Annotated in this window: 14 protein-coding genes and 1 tRNA gene; 11 read left to right on the forward strand and 4 right to left on the reverse strand. The window is 50.7% G+C overall.

Annotated features, from left to right (window positions below; all coding sequences use genetic code 11):
• Positions 1-3 precede the first annotated feature (3 nt).
• On the reverse strand, positions 4-663 hold the full coding sequence (gene yccA, locus SCU88_RS09005) for an FtsH protease modulator YccA (RefSeq protein ID WP_138096736.1): 660 nt from the start codon (positions 661-663) through the stop codon (positions 4-6).
• Between the two features lie 359 nt (positions 664-1,022).
• Between yccA and SCU88_RS09010 the strand changes: the two genes are divergently transcribed.
• Positions 1,023-1,110, forward strand: a tRNA-Ser gene (locus SCU88_RS09010).
• Positions 1,111-1,541: 431 nt separating this feature from the next.
• Positions 1,542-2,717, forward strand: coding sequence for an amidohydrolase (locus SCU88_RS09015; protein WP_175339792.1), 1,176 nt, complete (start codon positions 1,542-1,544; stop codon positions 2,715-2,717).
• Positions 2,718-2,768: 51 nt separating this feature from the next.
• On the opposite strand, the gene nifJ is transcribed toward SCU88_RS09015, so the two are convergent.
• The 3 genes from nifJ to SCU88_RS09030 form a co-directional block, all read right to left on the reverse strand.
• Positions 2,769-6,335 (reverse strand): pyruvate:ferredoxin (flavodoxin) oxidoreductase, encoded by a 3,567-nt coding sequence (gene nifJ, locus SCU88_RS09020; protein ID WP_431810159.1) that lies wholly within the window; start codon positions 6,333-6,335, stop codon positions 2,769-2,771.
• A gap of 17 nt (positions 6,336-6,352) precedes the next feature.
• A complete protein-coding gene (locus tag SCU88_RS09025; RefSeq protein WP_138096857.1) occupies positions 6,353-7,987 on the reverse strand; it encodes an NAD(P)-binding protein in 1,635 nt (544 codons plus the stop codon).
• A gap of 177 nt (positions 7,988-8,164) precedes the next feature.
• The gene (locus tag SCU88_RS09030) at positions 8,165-8,629 is read right to left on the reverse strand and encodes a hypothetical protein (RefSeq protein WP_175339794.1); all 465 of its coding nucleotides are present in this window, start codon (positions 8,627-8,629) and stop codon (positions 8,165-8,167) included.
• A gap of 870 nt (positions 8,630-9,499) precedes the next feature.
• Between SCU88_RS09030 and gcvT the strand changes: the two genes are divergently transcribed.
• The 9 genes from gcvT to SCU88_RS09075 all read left to right on the forward strand — a co-directional run bounded on the left by gcvT (position 9,500) and on the right by SCU88_RS09075 (position 21,530).
• The gene (gene gcvT / locus SCU88_RS09035; protein ID WP_175339795.1) at positions 9,500-10,603 is read left to right on the forward strand and encodes a glycine cleavage system aminomethyltransferase GcvT; all 1,104 of its coding nucleotides are present in this window, start codon (positions 9,500-9,502) and stop codon (positions 10,601-10,603) included.
• A 68-nt stretch (positions 10,604-10,671) separates the two neighbouring features.
• Complete coding sequence (gene gcvH, locus SCU88_RS09040; RefSeq protein WP_138096863.1) at positions 10,672-11,058, forward strand: glycine cleavage system protein GcvH; 387 nt, start codon at positions 10,672-10,674, stop codon at positions 11,056-11,058.
• A 63-nt stretch (positions 11,059-11,121) separates the two neighbouring features.
• A complete protein-coding gene (gene gcvP / locus SCU88_RS09045; protein WP_175339796.1) occupies positions 11,122-14,007 on the forward strand; it encodes an aminomethyl-transferring glycine dehydrogenase in 2,886 nt (961 codons plus the stop codon).
• 157 nt (positions 14,008-14,164) lie between these two features.
• Positions 14,165-15,577, forward strand: coding sequence for an amino acid carrier protein (locus SCU88_RS09050; protein ID WP_175339797.1), 1,413 nt, complete (start codon positions 14,165-14,167; stop codon positions 15,575-15,577).
• Positions 15,578-15,633: 56 nt separating this feature from the next.
• Entirely contained in the window at positions 15,634-17,304 is a 1,671-nt protein-coding gene (locus tag SCU88_RS09055) for a formate--tetrahydrofolate ligase (RefSeq protein WP_175339798.1), read from the forward strand.
• Positions 17,305-17,319: 15 nt separating this feature from the next.
• Positions 17,320-18,168, forward strand: a complete 849-nt coding sequence (gene folD / locus SCU88_RS09060; protein ID WP_431810116.1) for a bifunctional methylenetetrahydrofolate dehydrogenase/methenyltetrahydrofolate cyclohydrolase FolD — start codon at positions 17,320-17,322, stop codon at positions 18,166-18,168.
• 446 nt (positions 18,169-18,614) lie between these two features.
• Positions 18,615-19,406 carry a phospho-2-dehydro-3-deoxyheptonate aldolase gene (locus SCU88_RS09065; RefSeq protein WP_175339799.1) on the forward strand — a complete coding sequence of 264 codons (792 nt, stop codon included), beginning with the start codon at positions 18,615-18,617 and terminating at the stop codon, positions 19,404-19,406.
• A gap of 14 nt (positions 19,407-19,420) precedes the next feature.
• Positions 19,421-20,002, forward strand: coding sequence for a glycerol-3-phosphate responsive antiterminator (locus tag SCU88_RS09070; RefSeq protein ID WP_175339800.1), 582 nt, complete (start codon positions 19,421-19,423; stop codon positions 20,000-20,002).
• Positions 19,992-21,530, forward strand: coding sequence for an FGGY-family carbohydrate kinase (locus tag SCU88_RS09075; RefSeq protein ID WP_138096877.1), 1,539 nt, complete (start codon positions 19,992-19,994; stop codon positions 21,528-21,530). The genes SCU88_RS09070 and SCU88_RS09075 overlap by 11 nt, the downstream gene beginning before the upstream one ends.
• The last annotated feature ends 12 nt before the right edge of the window (positions 21,531-21,542 follow it).

Below are 21,542 nucleotides of genomic sequence, written 5' to 3' on the forward strand. Positions count from 1 at the left end.
TCGTTAGTCGCGGCTGGCGAAGCCCAGAATGCTGAGCAGGCTGACAAAGATGTTGTACAGCGAGACATACAGGCTAACGGTGGCGCGGATATAGTTGGTCTCGCCGCCGTGGATAATATTGCTGGTCTCAAACAGAATCGCGCCAGAAGAGATCAGGATAAACAACGCGCTGATTGCCAGGTGTAGTGCCGGAATCTGCAGGAACAGGTTAGCGACCATCCCCACCAGAACCACTACGATACCCGCCATCAGCATACCGCCCAGGAAGGACATATCCTTGCGGGTGGTCAGCACATAAGCCGAGCAGCAGAAGAAGACCAGTGCGGTACCGCCCAGCGCCATGCCGATAATATCGCCCATGCCGGCGGAGAGGTAGCTGTTCAGGATCGGCCCAAGGATATAGCCAAGGAAGCCGGTAAAGGCAAAGGCCGCCAGGATACCGGATGGCTTGTTAGCCAGACGATAGGTCAGGAACATCAGGCCATACATACCGACCAGAGTCAGAATCAGTCCCGGAGACGGCAGCGCCAGCATGGTGCTGGCAGTGGCGGTCAGGGCCGAAAAAGCCAGAGTCAGTCCCAGAAGAAAATAGGTGTTACGCAGCACTTTATTGGTGCTGAGCAGCGACGCTCTGTCGCGTGAAGAGGTAATGATGCGATCCATTAGTCACTCTCTTTTTATATACAGGTGTAGTAGCGTCTGAGAATAGAGGGGCGACTGCGAGGGGGAAAGGGGGTTTACCCATCTTTACTCAAAATGTGCGCTTTGTGATGGATGCCGCAGAACGTGCTTTGTTATTGATAAATCGATTTTTATTCGATCCTGTTTATCGTCATCCCGGAAAACCGGCCCGTGAAGCGATAGCACCGCGTTGCAGGAGAGATATGGTCGGCATGTTGCTGTATTGCTGAACGATTTGTCGATATTAGCGACAAATAAACCCGGGTTGCTGCTTTTTCGCCCGATCGAACACATTGAGTCTTTACAGACGGCGGGGGGATGTTTATAGTGCGCCTCATTACGGAAGTGTGGCCGAGCGGTTGAAGGCACCGGTCTTGAAAACCGGCGAGGGGAAACCCTCCCAGAGTTCGAATCTCTGCGCTTCCGCCATCAAATTTGAAAAGGGGTTAGCTTAGGCTAACCCCTTTTTTTGCGTTTTCAGGAAGATATTCTCGATACATTCAGCAAGAACAGGATGGCAGGAGAATGCTTTCAGTCTGCCTAACCATCTGTTTCATTACTCTACCGTGATCGCGTTTCGTGTTGCGAATGCCTCATATAGCGTCGCTAAAAAAAGAACTCGTCCCGCAGATAAAGAGCTTCTGCATATGCTGATGGCTATCTTCGGTCATTAACTTAGCGTTCATCTTATTGACTCTATTCCTTTTTCGCGAGGCGTCAGAAAGAGACACTCTGAACGAATCTCTGGGGGGAATTTTCGTTATCCCGCGGCGCCAGGCTTTTCGCGTGCTATACCCTCTGACACGCATACTGGCACGCTTAATGCTGCGTTTATCGTTTCTGTGTAAACGGAGACGATCATGACTTTCAATCCTGACTGGCAGCGACTCTACCAGCAAATGTGTGACTGGCGCGCCGCCATTCATCGCTATCCGGAACTGTCTCATCAGGAGACGGCGACCACTGAATATATTGTCCAACAACTCTCGACTTTCCCTGCGTTGCAGATTACGCGTCCGGCGCCGACCGGCGTTGTGGTACGGCTGAAGGGTGCCCATCCGGGGAGGACGATCGCTTTTCGCGCCGATATTGACGCACTGCCGGTAACGGAGAAGACCGGTTTGCCTTTCCAGTCCATAAGACCCGGGCTGATGCACGCCTGCGGGCATGATATGCATACCGCCATGCTGATGGGCGCCGCGAGCATGCTGGCTGATTGCCAACAACGTCTGAAGGGCGAGCTCCTTTTTATTTTTCAGCGCGGCGAAGAGATGTCGCCAGGCGGTGCGAAAGAGTTGGTCGAGTCCGGCGCTTTACAGGGCGTCGGGATGTTTTTCGCGTTGCACGTTTTACCGGCTCTGGCCTGCGGTACCATTGCCCTGAAGCGCGGTATCGCTACTGCGAATCGCGATACCTTTAATATCCGATTACAGGGTAAAGGGGGGCATAGTTCTATGCCGCATCTGCTTGTTGATCCCTGCGTTGCTGCTGCTGAAACGCTGCTGGCATTGCAGACGATCGTGTCCCGGGAAGTGAATCCCCGTGATAGCGCCGTGCTCTCTGTATGTAGCCTGGTGTGCGGCGACGGCACTACCGCGGCGATTCCAGACGATGCCCGTCTCTGTGGCACCAATCGCACCTTTAGCGTATCGGTCCGTCGGCAGCTGAAGCAGGCGATAACACGCATTGTACAGGGCGTCGCACTGGCTCATCGCTGCGATGCTGAGGTGATTTTCGACGATTGGGACTACTCGGCCATAGTAAATGATGAAGGGTTATGTGATATCGCCGCTGATGTGATACGACATCTGGTGGGTGAGTCTGGTCTCAGGCTGGAGCCCGAACCCATGTGCGTCGGCGAGGATTTTTCAGAATATCAGGCGCTGGCGCCGGTCTGTTTTGCCTGGCTGGGCGTCGGGAGCGGGCAGGGGGAACAACCTGCGCTGCATAACGCTCATTTCAATCCCAGACAGGAAGCGATGCTGTTGGGGCTCAAATACTATGTGGAGCTGGCGCGACGGCTGGTAATGTCGTGACAGTAGGTTGGAAAGCAGGGGCCGCCGTTGGCGACCCCTGAGCCTGAATGGCTATCGACGAGCATCTGGATGGAAGGCGCTTGCGGGTCTGTCTGCAATGCTTTCATAAGTGGTCCATTTTTGCCAGGCCACGTGTTGCGCGATATCCATCAGCCGTTGCGCCTCCTCGGGATTCTGACGCATTAGCGCCAGGAATCGCGTCTCGTGTTTGCGATATTCGTACAGAGGAATAGTGGGGCGCAGGCAGTCGAGGGTGAATGGATTATGGCCTTTTTCACGCAGTACCGGATTGTAGCGAATCAGCGGCCAGTGCCCGGAATCTACAGCACGCTTCTGCTGCTGTAGACCCTGCTGCATATCAATACCGTGAGCGATGCAGTGGCTGTAGGCGATAATCAGCGAAGGTCCGGGGTAGGCTTCGGCTTCGCGCATGGCCTGTAGCGTCTGCTGGGGGTTCGCGCCGAAGGCCACCCTGGCCACATAGACGTTACCGTAAGAGATGGCCTGGAGCGCAATATCTTTTTTCGCCATGGTCTTACCGCCGACGGCAAATCTGGCGGTAGCGCCCAGAGGCGTGGATTTGGACATCTGCCCACCGGTGTTGGAATAGACTTCAGTATCCATCACCAGCACGTTCACGTCACGGCCGGAAGCCAGTACGTGATCCAACCCCGAAGAACCAATATCATAGGCCCAGCCGTCTCCGCCGACGATCCAAACGGAGCGACGAATTAAATGATCCAGCAAGCTGGACAGATTCAGCGCTTGCGTGGAAGAGTCGTTGGCCAAACGTTCGCGCACTTTTGCCAGGCGTTGGCGCTGGCGCTGAATATCCGATTCAGTCTGCTGAGGAGCGTCGATTATTTCATCGATCAGCGCCCGATCCAGACGCTGCGCGAACGCCTGTAGCGCCAGCGTTGCCTGATGTCTGTGGTGATCGGCCGTCAGGCGGAATCCCAGACCGAATTCGGCGTTGTCCTCAAATAGCGAGTTGGACCAGGCGGGGCCCCTTCCGTCACGGTTTTGCGACCACGGCGTCGTGGGCAGATTACCGCCATATATTGACGAACATCCCGTCGCGTTGGCCACCATCATGCGGTCGCCGAATAGTTGGGTCAGCGTTTTCAGATACGGCGTTTCACCGCAGCCTGAACAGGCACCGGAGAATTCAAACAGCGGCTCCAGATACTGCACGCCGCGTACGGTAGAAAAGTCGATAGTTGAACGCTCTGGCCATGGAATGCGGCGGAACCTGGCCAGAGAATCTTTTTCGCGTGCCAGAATGGGCAGTTTATCCGTCAGGTTGATAGCCCGAATCTCATTCCCTGCGTCATCCTTCGCGCGTACCGGACAGGCTTCGACACAAAGATTACAGCCGGTACAATCCTGAGGATACACTTGCAGGGTATAGCGCGTATCGGGGAAGCCGCGGGCGCTGATTGGCGCGCTTTTGAAGCCCTGCGGCGCGCCATCGAGCCAATCCTGGTGATAAAATTTCGCGCGGATGGCGGCATGAGGGCAGACAAATGAACAGTTGCCGCACTGAATGCAGAGTTCTTCTCGCCATTCGGGGATTTCCAGTGCGATGTCGCGCTTTTCCCAGCGCGCCGTTGCGGTAGGCCAGGTGCCGTCGGCAGGTAACATTGACACCGGAATACGATCGCCGCGATCCTGCAGCATCTGGGCGGTGACTTCACGTACAAAACGCGGCGCTTCCGGCGCAATAGACCATCCCATCTCCGCCGCGCCGGTTATCTGCTGCGGCACCGTGACCCGATGTAAGTTCGCCAGCGTCGCGTCGACGGCGGCAAAGTTTTTATCGACCACGGCACGCCCTTTCTTGAGATAGGTTTTCTCAATGCTCTTTTTGATAAGTGTGATGGCGCGCTGTTTGGGCATAACGTCAGACAGCGCGAAAAAGCAGGTCTGCATAATGGTGTTAATGCGTGAGCCCATTCCCGTATCCCGGGCGACGTCGGCGGCATTGATCACATAGAAAGAGAGTTTTTTCTGCTGGATTTGGCGCTGTACGTCGGCCGGCAGGTGAGACCAGACCTCAGCCGCGGAATAGGGGCTGTTTAGCAGGAAAGTGGCCTGCGGCGCGGCCCAGGCCAACAGCTCCAGATTCTCCACGAAGTTGAACTGATGGCAGCCAATAAAGTTCGCCGAACCGATCAGATAAGGCGCGTCGATAGGATCGGGGCCAAACCGTAAGTGGGATGTCGTACGCGAACCTGACTTTTTCGAATCGTAAACAAAGTATCCCTGAGCGTGATATTCGGGAAGTTCGCCGATAATCTTGATGCTGTTTTTATTGGCGCCGACGGTGCCGTCGGCACCCAGGCCGAAGAACAGAGCGCGGACCTGGTTATTCGGCTCAATATGCCAGCTTTCGTCCCACTCCAGGCTGAGGTGCGTGACATCGTCGTGGATTCCGATGGTAAAGAAACGCCTTGCGTTTGGGCGCTGCTGGTTTTCCAGCACGGCTTTCACCATAGCTGGCGTAAACTCTTTCGATGACAGGCCGTAGCGGCCGCCGCTTAGTACCGGCAATTGGGCCATTTTCCCCTGCTGTAACGCTGCAACCAGCGCTCCCAGCGTATCAAGGTAGAGCGGCTCGCCATTGGCGCCGGGTTCTTTGGTACGATCCATTACCGTAACGAACTTCGCGGTGGCGGGAAGAGCGTTTACCAGAGCTTCCGCCGGGAAAGGACGGAACAGGTGTACGGTCACCACGCCGTATTTACCGCCCCGGGCATTCAGAACGTCGATCGTCTGACGCGCCGTTGAGGCGCCGGAGCCCATAATCACCATGACCTGTTCAGCGTCGGGCGCGCCATGATAATCAACCAGATGATAACGTCGGCCGGTCAGTTGAGCGAAACTCTCCATGGTTTGTTCGACGATTTGCGGCACGCGATCGTAGTAGGCGTTTACGCTTTCGCGTCCCTGAAAGTAGGTATCCGGGTTCTGTGCCGTACCGCGCATCACTGGGCGATCGGGATTGAGCGCTCTGGCCCGGTGTTCGCGCACCAGGCGATCGTCGATCATGGCGCGGATTTGCTCGTCGCTCAGGCGAGATATTTTATTGACCTCGTGAGAGGTGCGAAAACCGTCTAAAAAGTGAATAAAAGGAATGCGTGACGCCAGCGTTGCCGCATGGGCTATCATCGCCATATCCTGGGCCTGCTGGACAGACGCTGCACAAAGCATGGCGAAACCGGTGGTTCTGGCGGCCATAACGTCCTGATGATCGCCGAAGATGGATAATCCCTGTGCCGCCAGTGACCGGGCCGCAACGTGGAATACCGCGCTGGTGAGCTCGCCGGCGATTTTATACATATTGGGCAGCATTAACATCAGTCCCTGAGAGGCGGTAAAGGTGGTGCTGAGCGCGCCAGCCTGTAACGCGCCGTGCACCGTGCCCGCTGCGCCGCCTTCGTGCTGCATCTCCATAATGGTCGGTACGTCGCCCCAGATATTCGTTACCTGTCGGGTCGCCCACTCATCGGCCAGCTCCGCCATATTGGAAGAGGGCGTAATGGGGTAAATAGCGCAGATTTCGCTGACTTTATAGGCAATCCAGGCAGCGGCCTCGCTGCCATCCATCATCACCATCGTATTATGCTGTTCGCTCATTTGCGGGCCTCCTCTGCGACCATTTCTATAGCGTGACAAGGGCACTGCTGGAAGCAGGCGGCGCACCCGGAACAAAGGGTGTAATCGAAGCGGTATCGCAGTCCTTTGCCCAATTTAATGACGGCGCCTTCCGGGCAGGCGCCGTAACAACCGTCGCATTCAAAACAGTTGCCGCAGGAGTAGCAGCGAGTGGCCTCATAACGCGCCTGAGCATCGGTCAGTCCGCCGATGATTTCATCGAATCCTTCACGTTGTTCCGGGGTGATTTCCGGCTGATGGGCGGCATCGGCATCGGTGTTGTACCACAGATGCAGGCCGGGATATTCCATGACGGGAACCGGCTCCGGTTTGCTGTAGGGCTGGTTGCGTAGCCAGCCGTCGATATGACGAGCCGCTTTTTTGCCGTGGCCGGTAGCGATTGTGACCGTACGTTCGGAGGGCACCATGTCTCCACCGGCGAAAATGCCGGAAACGCTGGTCATCATATGTTCATCGACATCGACCACTCCGTCATTGTGCAGCACGATTCCAGGAATGCGCTTCAGCACCGCGAGATCGACCTCCTGACCCAGCGCCAGAATCAGGCTGTCGGCATTAAGTGTTTCAAAACGCCCGGTGGGCTGAGGACGACCGTTGGCATCGACTTCCATCTCTTCGATGGTCATGGCGTCGCTGTCGATCTGGCGGATGGTACGCAACCAGTTAATCTTAATACCTTCTTCTATAGCTTCGTCAGCTTCAAACGCGTGGGCTGGCATGTGTTCCCGATCCCGGCGATAGATGATCATCACCTCTTCGGCGCCAAGGCGACGGGCGGTACGCGAGGCATCCATGGCAGTATTGCCGCCGCCGTATATGGCGACGCGGCGCCCCAGTTTCGGCGCTTCGCCACGTTCGACGGCATCCAGATAACTTACGGCGTCCAGAATTTTTCCCGCCTCTCTGGCGGGAATATCCACTTTTTTCGCCAGATGGGCGCCGATAGCCATAAATACGGCGTCAAATCCTCCACGCTGTTTTTCCGCCATCACATCTTCCACTTTGTGATTCAACTTCAACGTGACGCCGGTATCCAGAATCTGTTGGATTTCGCGATCCAGAATGTCTCTGGGCATACGGTAGGCTGGGATGCCAAAGCGCATCATGCCGCCAGCCATCGGGCCTGCTTCGTGAATTTCGACCTGATGACCCAGGCGCCGTAAATGCCAGGCGCAGGAAAGCCCGGACGGCCCGGCGCCGATAATCAGCACTTTTTTACCGCTGGGCGTCGCGCTCCACGTCGGTTTCCAGCCGTTTTTCAGCGCCTGGTCGCCAAGGTAACGCTCGACGGCGTGAATACTGACGGATTGATCCACCTGGGCACGGTTACAGCTATTTTCGCACGGATGGTAGCAGACCCGGCCATGGACAGCGGGCATAGGGTTGTTTTCAATCAGGCTTTGCCAGGCTTCTTCATTGCGTCCTTCCTGCGCCAGTGCGAGCCAGGCCTGAATATTTTCGCCTGCTGGACAGGCGTGGTTACAAGGGGGAAGAGAATCCCGGTAGATTGGTTTATGACGACGAACCGGGCCGGTGCCGGAAAGACCGGACAGGTCTGGCGGTAGGGTCATGTCTTTTTTGCTCTTATTCATAACATTGCTTATTTCTTATAGGTGTTTTAACAATGATTAACCCCGACGTAGCTCTGGATATCGGCGGATTTATATTCCGGTATCCGGCGCCGTTTGCTGCGGTGGCGCCACGGCGGCTTACATTAGGGATAACCCCGAAGAAAAAGCGGTAAAAAGAGATCTCGCTATGATCTCTTTTCAGTAAATGGCGACCCGGGAATGCCCCGGAATTTGTCGTATTTCAGAACCAGCAGAAAACTGGACAGACTGACCAAAGAACCGACAATAACGGCGTAAATGTCCTGGGGGGGCCCCGGCGATCTGCCAGAACAGACCGGCGCGAGGCGTGACATTATCGGCCAGTAGACCAAAAAGACAGGCGGCAAATGGTCCCGCTGCGTGGATCGTAAAAGCGAAAACCAGCAGTTCGATTATCTGTCGGCTAAAAAACGCGATGATAATCCCAACTGTGATGACGACCCGCTTGCAAGTGGTAATTTGCGCTACGGCCAACGTACCGGCCAGCATTATGGTACCAGGGTGTCGACTCGCCAGATGATAATCGTCGGTATTTTTGATGTTTGATTTTGCATACAGCGATACGCCTGGCATGGCGATGATATAGGTGACGATCGTGGTCACGATGATGGTATGGCCGCTCATCGGATTTTCCTTGTTGTCAGGAGTAATCTGATAAGAGCAAGCATTGAGCCAACTCAGGGTACTGTGAGCAATTTTTGCCGGGGACATAAAGATTTTTATCAGTGGCGTTCCCGGGAATGTGTCTCGAGGCGTCAGGAAATAAATATGAAGCCTATGAAATCCAGAAAAGAAAAATCAAATAAATAACAATGGAATAGTCTGGTTTTTCTTTCAATAGTTCAACATGAACATGACGAAGATCTCGTTTCTGTATCCGTATGGAAAAGCTCCGCGAAACGGATAAAAGCCATGCGGGATGTCTCATAATGATACGTTTTACTAAAACGAGAATGAGTTTTTTGATAGGCCGTAGGGCGATTGTGCTTCGTGGCGTATATTATGGATATCGTCAGAAAAGGCAGGGCTACTGAAGAATTTTCAATATCTCTGGTGAATGGCCGGTTAAGAACGCTGCGCTGGAACCACCGCAATATGGGGACTGAAACGAGGAGGCTTATCTGTTTTTTATATATTTTGGGGTGTTTTTTGCTAACGATTAAATAACGTTGCTAGTGTCTCTTTTTGATAAGATGATATGAAACGAGTCAGCTTAAAAAGGAGTGGTTTAAGCGTTCAGCTATATCTTATGAGTGGTGATTAATATGTCTTTTTAGTGGCGGTGATGTTTCTGATTCTCTTTTATTTTATTATATAACAATGAGTTAATTTGTTTTTATTATGGATATTTCTTTGGTTGACGACGCTTTTTTTATTTAAAATATACCAAATGTGATTATCTTCACACTTTTATTTATTGTCAGCAACGACAATCCATACCTCCATTTATTGTGTGGTTATCTTATCTAATATGAACGCCTATGAGGGGGATTAATGTCCGATCTTAAGAGAACAGCATTATATTTCCAGCATGAAAAAAAACAGGCGCTAATGGTCGACTTTCATGGCTGGTTAATGCCTTTACACTATGGCTCGCAAATTAACGAGCATCATGCAGTGCGGAACGATGCGGGAATGTTCGATGTTTCCCACATGACAATTATTGATTTGCATGGTGAAAAGACATTTCTATTTTTACGCTATTTATTAGCGAATGATGTTGCTAAGTTAACGACGCCGGGAAAGGCGCTGTATTCAGCAATGTTAACGCCCGAGGGCGGAGTTATTGACGATCTGATAGTCTATTTCTTCACGCGCGGCTTTTGCCGTATGGTGGTGAATTCAGCGACCCGAGAGAAAGATCTTGCCTGGATAGAAAAGCACGCCGCGTATTATTCTGTTGCGATCGACGTTCGTGACGATCTCTCTCTGATTGCGATCCAGGGGCCGAATGCCCAACATAAAGTTTTGCAATTGCTTACGCCCGCTCAGCGCGAGGATATTGCAGGCATGAAGCCGTTTTTTGGTATTCAAACCGGTCGACTATTTATTGCGACTACCGGCTATACCGGCGAGAAAGGCTATGAAATCGCTCTGCCTTCAGAACTGGCTGAAGAGTTTTGGCAAAAACTGGAACAGGCCGGCGTTCGGTGCTGCGGGCTGGGAGCGCGCGACACTCTCCGCCTGGAGGCTGGCATGAATCTTTATGGTCAGGAGATGGATGAAACAACCTCGCCGCTGGTTGCAAATATGGAATGGACAATTAGCTGGGAACCTCAGGATCGTGGTTTTGTTGGAAGAAAAGCGCTGGAAAAACAGCGTAACGCCGTGAATGAACAACTTGTTGGCCTGATTATGCAGGGCAAAGGTGTTTTGCGGAATCATCTTCCGGTTATATGCGAAGATCGGCAAGGTAATACGTGCAGCGGTGTGATAACCAGCGGTTCGTTTTCCCCCACGCTGCATTGCAGTATCGCCCTTGCGCGGGTACCGACAAACGTGGTCGATCAGGCGAGCGTTATTTTGCGAGGCGAACCGCAGGTAGTTCGGATCGTAAAACCCGTCTTCGTTCGCAACGGCAAGCGTGTTGTTGATTAACATTTCCGGAACACGTCTAAATTTCCAGACGTTACAGCAGCAGAGAATATAACAAGGGAACATGCGTTATGAACAATATTCCGACAGAACTTAAATATACCGATACGCACGAGTGGTTAAAAGATGAAGGCAATGGTTTATATCGGGTAGGCATCACTGAACACGCGCAGTCATTATTGGGTGATATGGTTTTTATTGATTTGCCTGAAAGTCAAAAAAACTATGAGATGAATGAAAATTGTGCAACGGCGGAGTCGGTTAAAGCTGCTTCAGATATTTACGCGCCAATCAGCGGAGAAGTTATTGAGGTCAACGCCGGGCTTGTGGATATGCCTGAGCTCATTAACCATTCACCCTATGAAGATGGCTGGATATTCGTTATTAAGAGCAGTGATCCGTCACAACTGAATGATCTTTATAGTCCTCAGGAGTATCAAGCGCTTATCGCCGAGTAATTTATGACGTTGATAGCCAGATAAGGTGACAAGCAAGCTGATTACCAGTAAGGAATGTTTATTATGACAACATCATTAAGCCGATTAGAAAACCGTGATGAGTTTATTCATCGCCATATCGGTCCATCAGAAAAACAAATATCTAAAATGTTGGCGGCTTTGGGCTTAACAACATTAGAACAGCTCATTGATAAAATAGTACCTGCGGATTTATTGCTGGAAAACGACATTCAGGTTGGTGACGGTGTTCAACAACATCTTGCTCTGGATGAACTAAAGAGAATCGCAGCAGGTAATCAGTATTACAAATCATTTATCGGTATGGGCTATTACGATACGCTGATGCCTGATGTCATTCGAAGAAATGTGCTGGAAAATCCCGGGTGGTATACCGCATATACGCCTTATCAGCCAGAAGCGTCTCAGGGAAGACTTGAAGCGTTATTGAATTTTCAGCAGATGACAATGGATCTTAGCGGATTACCTGTTGCTTCCGCCTCTTTGCTGGATGAAGCCACCGCCGCTGCGGAAGCCATGGCTATGGCCTGGCGCATATCGTCTAATAAAGATGCACATCGCTTTTTTGTGTGCCGTGATATCCATCCACAGGTTCTGGATGTCATTAAAACACGAGCTGAAACGCTGGGGTTCGATATCGTTGTCGGAGACATCGCTTCCGATTTGGAGGCGATCGACATGGCATTCTTTGGCGCATTATTGCCTGTCACTGGCAGTAGTGGCGAGGTTTACGCGCTCGGCGCTGTAATTGACGTCTTAAAAACGCACAACGTTGTTACCTGCGTTTGCGCCGATCCATTAGCGCTGGTGCTACTAAAATCGCCCGGGGAGATGGGGGCCGATATTGTTTTCGGCTCCGCTCAACGGTTTGGGGTTCCGATGGGCTATGGAGGGCCTCATGCCGCTTTCTTCGCCTGTAAGGAAGAGCATAAGCGTGCGATGCCAGGCCGTATAATTGGTTTATCCAGGGATGCTGCCGGGCGTCCGGCATTACGTATGGCTATGCAAACGCGAGAACAGCATATTCGTCGTGAAAAAGCCAATTCCAATATATGCACTTCCCAGGTGTTGCTGGCAGTCATCGCCGGTATGTATGCCGTTTACCATGGTCCGAAGGGGCTTGTACGTATCGCTTCGCGCATCCATCGGTTAACGAACATTCTGGCTATGGGGCTCAGACAGGCGGGGTTCTCGATTCTTAACCGTCAGTGGTTCGATACTCTGACCATAAAAGTCGCCAATAAGGCGGATGTACTGCGGCGCGCTCAGGATTATCGCATTAATGTGCGTAGCGATCTTCCTGATTGCGTGGGAATCTCCCTGGATGAAACCACAACGCGCGAAGATATTCTAACTATCTGGTCGGTTCTGGCAGGTCAAAAGCACGGTTTCGATGTGGAAGCGCTTGATGACCGAGTGATGAAGGCGCCTGCGACTTTTGACGGAACGCTACGGCGCGTTGAACCCATTCTTATCCACCCCGTTTTTCACCGCTATCACAGTGAAACAGAAATGATGCGCTATCTGAGGAGGCTGGAACAGAAGGATCTGGCACTGAATCAGGCGATGATTCCGCTGGGATCTTGTACCATGAAGCTTAATGCGGCGGTCGAAATGATACCGATTACCTGGCCTGAATTCGGCCGCCTTCATCCTTTCTGTCCGATAGAGCAGGCCCAGGGTTATCAGCAGTTGATCGAGCAACTCTCCCGGTGGCTGTTAACCATCAGCGGTTATGACGCGATTTGTATGCAACCTAATTCGGGGGCTCAGGGAGAATATGCCGGTTTATTGACTATCAGACGCTATCAGCACAGCCTTGGGCAGCAGCAGCGCCATATCTGCCTGATCCCCGCATCCGCGCATGGTACTAATCCGGCATCGGCCCATATGGCGGGAATGACCGTGGTTGTCGTCGACTGCGATGAGCATGGGAATATTGATATTGCCGACCTGGAAGCTAAAGCGGCGCAGGCAGCAGAGTCTCTCTCCTGCATCATGGTGACTTACCCTTCAACGCATGGCGTTTATGAAGATGGTATTCGTCGAGTTTGCCAGATAGTTCATCACTATGGTGGTCAGGTCTATTTGGACGGTGCTAATCTAAATGCGCAGGTTGGTATCAGTTCTCCGGGCTATATTGGCGCTGATGTCTCCCATTTTAATTTGCATAAAACTTTCAGTATTCCCCATGGCGGAGGCGGGCCTGGTATGGGGCCCATCGGTGTAAAAACTCATCTGGCTGATTTTGTGCCCGGACATTGTGTCGTTCATGCGCAGGGAAGGATCACACATCAGGGGGCAGTTAGCGCCGCGCCTTTCGGCAGCGCTTCCATTTTGCCTATCAGTTGGATGTATATTCGCATGATGGGTGGGGCAGGATTAAAAAAAGCTACGCAGGTTGCCATTCTGAATGCAAATTATATTGCCAGAAAGCTAAATGATATTTTTCCAGTGCTATATCATGGTGTTGAGGGTTATGTTGCGCATGAATGTATTCTGGATATACGACCGTTAAAAGCGCGCTTTGGGGTTAGTGAAATGGATATCGCTAAACGTTTAATTGATTATGGGTTCCATGCGCCGACAATGTCATTCCCTGTTTCAGGTACGCTTATGGTTGAGCCAACGGAGTCAGAAAGTAAGGAAGAACTCGATCGCTTTATTTCAGCGATGCGCGCGATTTATGCGGAAGCCCAACGAATTGCTGCCGGAGACTGGCCGGAAACCGATAATCCTTTGCTAAATGCGCCACATGTTCAGGAAGAATTGATAGAGGAATGGAAACATCCCTATAGCAGGGAGGAGGCCGTATTCCCGGATAAAGATAAAGCCAGGGTCAAATATTGGCCAGCAGTTAAGCGCCTGGACGATGTCTATGGCGATCGCCATCTTTTTTGCGGCTGTCTGCCGGTTGAAATAAGTCTGTAGACAAACGACAGGATGCCTGACGGTTTGCATCCTGTCGTGGGGTTAACGCTGTATGCCATCTATATTGAATAGTTAGTACGCATTAAAGCCGCGGTTGACAAGGTGAGGGTATATAACAGCGACGCTATTTTCAGAAATTCAACAAGAGGCAGGCAAAATGAATACCTTGATTTTTTTCGTTGGGCAGGTTAATGACTTATTATGGAATACATTATTGATATTCCTGCTTTGCGGTGTTGGGATATATTACACAATAGCATTGGGTTTTGTTCAACTCCGTTATTTTAAAAGCGGTTGTCGATGCCTGTTTGGCAACATCTCATTATTTGGCAAACGTGCTGATAAAAAAGGCATGAGTTCTTTTCAGGCAGTAACGACGGCCATTGCCGGGCAGGTTGGTACCGGTAATCTGGCCGGACCCGCGACAGCTATTCTTGCAGGTGGGCCTGGTGCTATTTTTTGGATGTGGGTCTCCTCATTTCTTGGTATGGCGACTATTTATGCTGAGGCAATACTGGGGCAAAAGTTCCGTACTACAGATAAAGAAGGGCAAGTCGTTGGTGGTCCAGCCTGGTATATTGAAAATGGATTGCATTGCAAATGGTTAGCCGTTATTTTTGCCGTGCTTGTCATTTTGGCACTTGGCTTTATTGGTAATATGGTTCAGTCTAACTCGATTGCTTCGGCATTTCATGGTTCGCTGCATATACCATTATGGGTTTGCGGGTTAATATTGGCAGCATTAACGGGATTCGTCATTATTGGCGGCATAGGGAGTATTGCTTCCTTTGCAGAGAAAATCGTCCCAATCAAGGCTGTTTTTTATCTGCTGGGGACGTTATTTATATTAATTTACAATTACCAGTATATTATTCCGGCCTTTAAGGCGATTTTTATCGCGGCATTTAACCCTCAGGCTGTCCTTGGCGGCGGCGTTGGCATCGCGATTCAGGAAGCGATGCGCTTTGGTATCGCCCGTGGGCTTTTCTCTAATGAAGCAGGTATGGGGTCAACGCCACATGCCCATGCCCTGGCCAAAGTGGAGCGCCAGGAAGAGCAAGGGTTTATCGCCATGATGGGGGTTTTTGTTGTCGCCGTTATCGTTACTCTCACCGCGCTGGCGATTATTACCTCAGGACTGAGTATGTGGGATCATAGCGGTCGAAAAGTCGCATCGTTTATGTCGGTATATTCAGGGATGCAAGGTATAGAGCTTACCCAGATGGCTTACAATTATGTATATGGGTGGTTTGGTAGTTTATTTATATCCTTTGCGTTACTTTTTTTCGCTTTTTCAACCATCATTGGCTGGTACTATTATGGAGAGATTAACATTCGTTATCTTTTTGGGAGTAAAAAGGCCGTAAGAATTTATCAGGCCATTGTTATTGTTTTTATATTTTGCGCTTCGTTATTTAAAGTTGACCTTGTCTGGAGTATGGCGGATATGTTTAATGGCTTGATGGTGCTGCCGAATTTAATTGCCCTGATAATATTATCACCCATAGTTATTCGCTTGACCAGGGCGCTGAAATCAGTATCGGAAAATAAAAATGAAATGTCATCATGAATAAGAATGCTTAATCTATCGCGACGCTGATAAAAACTTACAGAGGAATAGTATAAATGAAATCGGACATCCAGATTGCTCATGAAGCCAGCCTTATGCCAATTCAAACTATTGCTGAAAAACTACATATCGATAAAGATGATATCGAACTTTTTGGTAAGTATAAGGCAAAGTTCAGTAATAGTCTGTGGCCAAAAATAGCTGAAAATAAAAATGGCAAATTGATTTTGGTGACTGCTATCAATCCAACACCTGCAGGAGAAGGCAAAACGACGGTAACGGCGGGTTTAGGGCAGGCCCTCAATGTCATTGGGAAAAATGCCATTGTGGCTCTGCGCGAACCTTCTCTTGGGCCCTGTTTCGGTATGAAAGGCGGGGCAGCTGGAGGCGGTTATGCACAGGTAGTGCCGATGGAAGATCTCAACCTTCATTTTACGGGTGACTTTCATGCGATTACATCGGCAAATAATTTGCTGGCTGCCATGCTCGATAACCATATCTTTCAGGGAAACGTATTAAATATCGATCCCAGGAGAATCGCATTTAAGCGCTGTATGGATATGAACGATCGCACGTTGCGTCATATGGTGGTCGGGTTAGGGGGACTAAAAGATGGTGTGCCCCGGGAGGAGGGATTTGTCATTACCGTTGCCTCTGAAGTCATGGCTATTCTTTGTCTGGCCCGGGATATTAACGATCTCAAGCAGCGGCTATCCCGTATCATCGTTGCCAGAACCCGTGACGGGAGGCCCGTTACTGCTGGCGATCTGAATGCTGTTGGCGCTATGGCAAGCTTGCTAAAAGATGCCATTAAACCCAACTTGATTCAGACCCTGGAAAATACGCCAGCTATTATTCACGGCGGACCTTTTGCGAATATCGCTCATGGATGCAATAGCGTAAGAGCGACGTCGCACGCCCTGAAACTGGCCGATATTGTCGTTACTGAAGCAGGATTCGGTGCCGATCTGGGCGCCGAGAAATTTTTTGATATTAAATGCCGTATGAGCGGTTTGCGTCCTGATTGCGCCGTGCTGGTGGCGACGACAAAGGCATTAAAATATAACGGTGGAGTAGGGAAAAATGAGTGGCAGGGCGAAAATATTGAAGCCCTGAAAAAGGGAGTTGTTAATCTTGGTAAGCATATTGAGAATCTAAAAAAATATGGCCTACCCATTGTTGTGGCGCTCAATGCTTATACCTCAGATTCACCCAAAGAACATGAATTCATTCGTCAGTATTGTCTGGACATGGGGTGTCGTTTCGCTCTGACTAACGTCTGGGAACAAGGCGGAAAAGGGGGAGTGGAACTGGCGAATCAGGTGGTTGATGCGTTAGATGATGACTCTGCGCAGTTCCGGTTGCTCTATCCGGATCAGATGCCCTTGAAGGAGAAGATTGAAACCATCGCGAAAGAAATTTATGGCGCCGAAGGCGTGACGTACAGCGAAGGTGCTCGCAGCATGTTGGAAAATATAGAAGATATGGGCTTTGGTCATTTTCCAGTATGCATGGCTAAAACCCAGTATTCACTCTCTGATGTGCCGACGTTACTTGGTCGGCCGACCGGGTTTACGATCAACGTGCGTGAAATCTATGTTTCAGCGGGTGCCGGGTTTGTCGTCGCGCTGACAGGCTCCATTTTGACGATGCCTGGCCTGCCTAAAATACCGGCAGCGAATGTGATAGATGTCAATGAGAACGGCGAGATTAGTGGCCTTTTTTAAAGGGAGTGAGGCATCATGGAACTCATTAATGGAAAAGTTATTGCCGCTGAGATTAAAGAGGAATTAAGGGCGCAACTGATTAGCAACTCATATAAGGTAACGCTTGCCGTTATTCTTATAGGAAATGACCCTGCCTCAGCGATTTATGTAAAGAATAAGCATCAGAGCTGTGAGGAGACGGGAATACGCTCTTTAGTGCTCTCCTTCCCCGAATCATTAACCCAGGCGGCACTGCTGGAACAAATCGATATGCTTAATCAGCGTGATGATGTCGATGGCATTCTGGTGCAGCTGCCGCTGCCGGAGGCCATCGATCAACAGGCGGTGATTCAGGCAATCAGACCCGATAAAGATGTGGATGGTTTTCATCCGCAAAATATTGGCGCTTTGAGCACAGGGCATCCCGGATTTGCTCCCTGTACGCCTGCGGGTATTATCGAATTACTGAAGCGTAGCCATATCGGAATTGCTGGGAAAGAGTGTGTGGTGGTGGGGCGCAGCAACATTGTCGGTAAACCAGTCGCGCAACTGCTGTTGCGTGAAAATGCCACCGTTACCATTTGTCATTCACAAACCCGGCATCTTGCGAAAATCTGTCAGCGTGCCGATATTTTAATTGTCGCCATAGGGAAGCCCCGCGCTATCAATCGGGATTATGTTAAACCCGGCGCTGTGGTCATTGATGTTGGAATTCATCGCGATAACACGGGAAAATTGTGCGGCGATGTTGATTTTAATGATGTTAAAGAAATAGTGAGCGCGATTACGCCGGTTCCAGGTGGTGTGGGACCGATGACTATCTCCATGTTAATGAAAAATTGCCTGATGGCGGCTATCCTGCATCAGCTGAACCGCGTGTCATGATAAGGAACGGGCGCTGAAAGAGGGTGCATGGGCATTTAGTGTTATCGACATGGCCGCTGATGGGGCCGCTAATCTGTCGCCATAAAAGCGCTTCGCATGGTCAATCTCTGCTGCGTTAAATTTATGTACACTCCATGTGTGTGCGGGTTAATATATTTTTATATACCAGTTACTATTCTTTTTTTACGACCGGACTCATCAAATATGTGATGAGTCTCTCATTTTGATATCATGGAATAGACATAAAAACGGGCGTCGTGCTAGATATTAATCACGCGATGGGAGAGGTTTTACATTCAACGAATTTAGAACCTACTCATTCAGGTAAAAAATGCGGATAATGATTTGGTAATCTGAATCATTATCATCGGGGTCAGTGAAGAGAAAGCCCTCAGAGACGTGAGTCTCTGAGGGCTTTTTTTGTTTTTCTTGCTAAGGAGTAAACCATGTCTAAACAACGTCGCCTTTCTCGCATTTTTGCAAAAGATGGTAAATCCATTACCCTGGCTTTGGATGGATACTACTTTTCTACCAAAACTGATGGTATTGATAATACGCTTCGCCAGCTTCCTTCTCTGGTCGAACAGGGGCTGGATTGCGCCCTGGTAACCTATGGGATGCTTAAAAATTTTAAGGATGAACTTAATGCTGTTCCCATTGTGTTGCGCGTTGATGGAACCGTGAATATTTTTGATAACACCGTCCCCGATACCGCTCAGGTTTTTTCCGTTGAAGATGCGCTAAAGGTGGGGGCAGAAGGGGTGGTATGTATGACCTTCCCCGGCGCCTTCAACGAAGAGAAAACCCACAATCTGGCCATGCGCCTGGCGCAGGCGGCCGATGCCTGGAATCTGCCTCTGATCGTTGAATCACTGCCTTACGGCTACCCGGTAACGTCCGATGACTCAAACAATCCAGTTGTGATTGCCGCCGCGGCGCGCGCGGCGGTGGAGCTGGGTGCGGACATTATCAAAACCCGGTTCAGCGGCAGTGCGGAAGACAGAATGATTGTAGAAGCCTCCAGCGTGCCGGTGCTGGCGCTGGGCGGCCCCAAAACCGGGATCGACGGTTACTTTACGTTCGTTCATCACTGTATGCAGATGGGGGCGAAGGGCGTTGCGGTTGGGCGCAACATCACTCAGGACCCTCATCCGGCGAAGGTGGTCGCCGGTCTGAATGCGATTATTCATCAAGGCGCCACGCCGCAGGATGCATACAGCCTTTATATGGCTAAATAACTTCGGAAATTATTATGCAGTTAAATAACACCATTATACCTTCAGTAAGAAAATATAAATATTTCGAAAAAGCGCTTGCCAGTCAGTCAGATTATATTCTGCTATCTGAAGCCAATATCGGTAATTTACAGTCACTGATTGGTCGCTGCCATCAAAGTGGCAAAAAGGCGCTGGTTCATCTTGAACTGTTGGGCGGGTTTAAACCCGATCAGTTTGGCGTCAGCCTTCTGAAATCTTACTACAAGGTGGATGGTGTTATTTCTTCTAATCTTTCCGCACTCAGGTATGCGCAGAAAGAAGGGCTATTAACGATTTTCAGGGTGCTATTAATTGACTCCCGCTCGCTCGATCAGTCGCTGGACGTCATTAAACACAATCCGCCCAATGCCATTGAAATATTGCCTGCGGAATATGCCTGTCAGTGTCTGGAATTGATCAGCCGAAACCTCAAAGGCTTTGATGTGCAGTTTATTGCAGGTGGCTTTGTGAAACGCAGCTACCTGGTAGAAAAAATATTCCATGCCGGATTCAGCGGAATAACGACCAGTGAATCTGGCCTGTGGAAAGAAAAAGGAGTCCACGGTTATGAAAGATGAATTCGTAATGGGCATCGATAATGGCGGCACCGTCACCAAAGCGGCTATTTACGATAGCAGTGGGCGCGCGGTTGCGATGGCCTCCAAATCGACCGTCATGCTGACACCCGGGGAGTTTCACACCGAGCGTGACATTCACGAACTCTGGGCCGCGAATGTCGGAGTCATTAAACAGGCCATTGAAAGCGCGGGAATCGATGCGGCGCAGATTAAAGGCGTGGCGGTGACCGGTCACGGCAATGGCCTTTATCTGGTTGACGGAGATGGGAATCCCGTCAGAAACGGCATTATCTCTACCGATAGCCGGGCTAAGGCCTGGGTGGCACGCTGGCAGAGCGATCCCGGTTTTGTCAGTGAGATATTACCCAAAACCATGCAGTCGATCTGGGCCGGCCAGCCGGTGGCTCTGCTGGCGTGGCTGAAGGATAACGAACCGCAAGCGCTGCAAAATACCCGCCATATTTTTATGGTTAAAGACCTGATTCGCTTTTATCTGACCGGTGAAGCTTTTCTGGAGCTGACCGATATTTCCGGCACTAACCTGATTAACGTACGCGACTGCTGTTACGATGATGCGCTTCTGGAATGGTGGGGGCTGGCCGATATCAGAAGCAAGCTGCCGCCGTTCCGAATGTCGACAGAATGCTGCGGTTATATAACGCAAGAGGTGGCGGCGCTCACGGGGCTGTGTGCGGGAACGCCGGTGTCCGGCGGCGTGTTTGATATTTCAGCTTCATCCGTCGCGTCGGGCATCAATGATCTGAATAAGATGGCGATCATCACCGGCACCTGGAGCATTAACGAGTACGTGACCGACCAGCCGGTGATCGACGAAGCGTTGTTTATGACGTCAGTTTATCCCATTGCCGGAAAATGGCTGATTACCGAAGCCAGCCCTACGTCAGCCAGCAATCTCGAATGGTTTATCAATAACTTCATGGAGAGCGATAAAAAGGATGCTGCCGCCCACGGGCGTTCAGTCTACGAGCTCTGCAATTCGCTGGTGGCCTCAACCACGCCGGAAGAAAGCCATCTGCTGTTTTTCCCGTTCGTCTTTGGCTCCAATGCGATTCCGGATGCGTCGGCGGGCTTTATCGGCGTCAATAGCTTCCATAAGAAAGCCCATTTTCTGCGGGCGATTTATGAAGGCGTGGCGTTTAGTCATCTGTACCACACGGAGCGTCTGCGCAACCTCAATCCTTCCCTGAGTCGGACTATCCGGATTGCCGGTGGTGTGACCAATTCGCCCGTCTGGCTGCAGCTGTTCGCCGATATCTTTCAGTCCACACTGGAAATTGTGGATGTGAAGGAACACGGCACGCTGGGAACCGCCATGACTGCCGCCGTAATGGTGGGCTGGTATGACGACGTGTTCGCCGCGTCGAATGCGATGGTGCACGTTTCCCGAACCGTTACGCCGAACCCGGAAAACCGTCAGGTCTACCAGGACAAATATCAGCTTTATAAGCATCTGTTATCCGAAATGCAGTCTCCGTGGAGATCCTGCAGTAACTATGTCACGCACTAAGTGAGGAAACCT

The sequence above is a fragment of the Jejuibacter sp. L23 genome (genome assembly GCF_050815825.1).
Classification (GTDB): domain Bacteria; phylum Pseudomonadota; class Gammaproteobacteria; order Enterobacterales; family Enterobacteriaceae; genus Jejubacter; species Jejubacter calystegiae.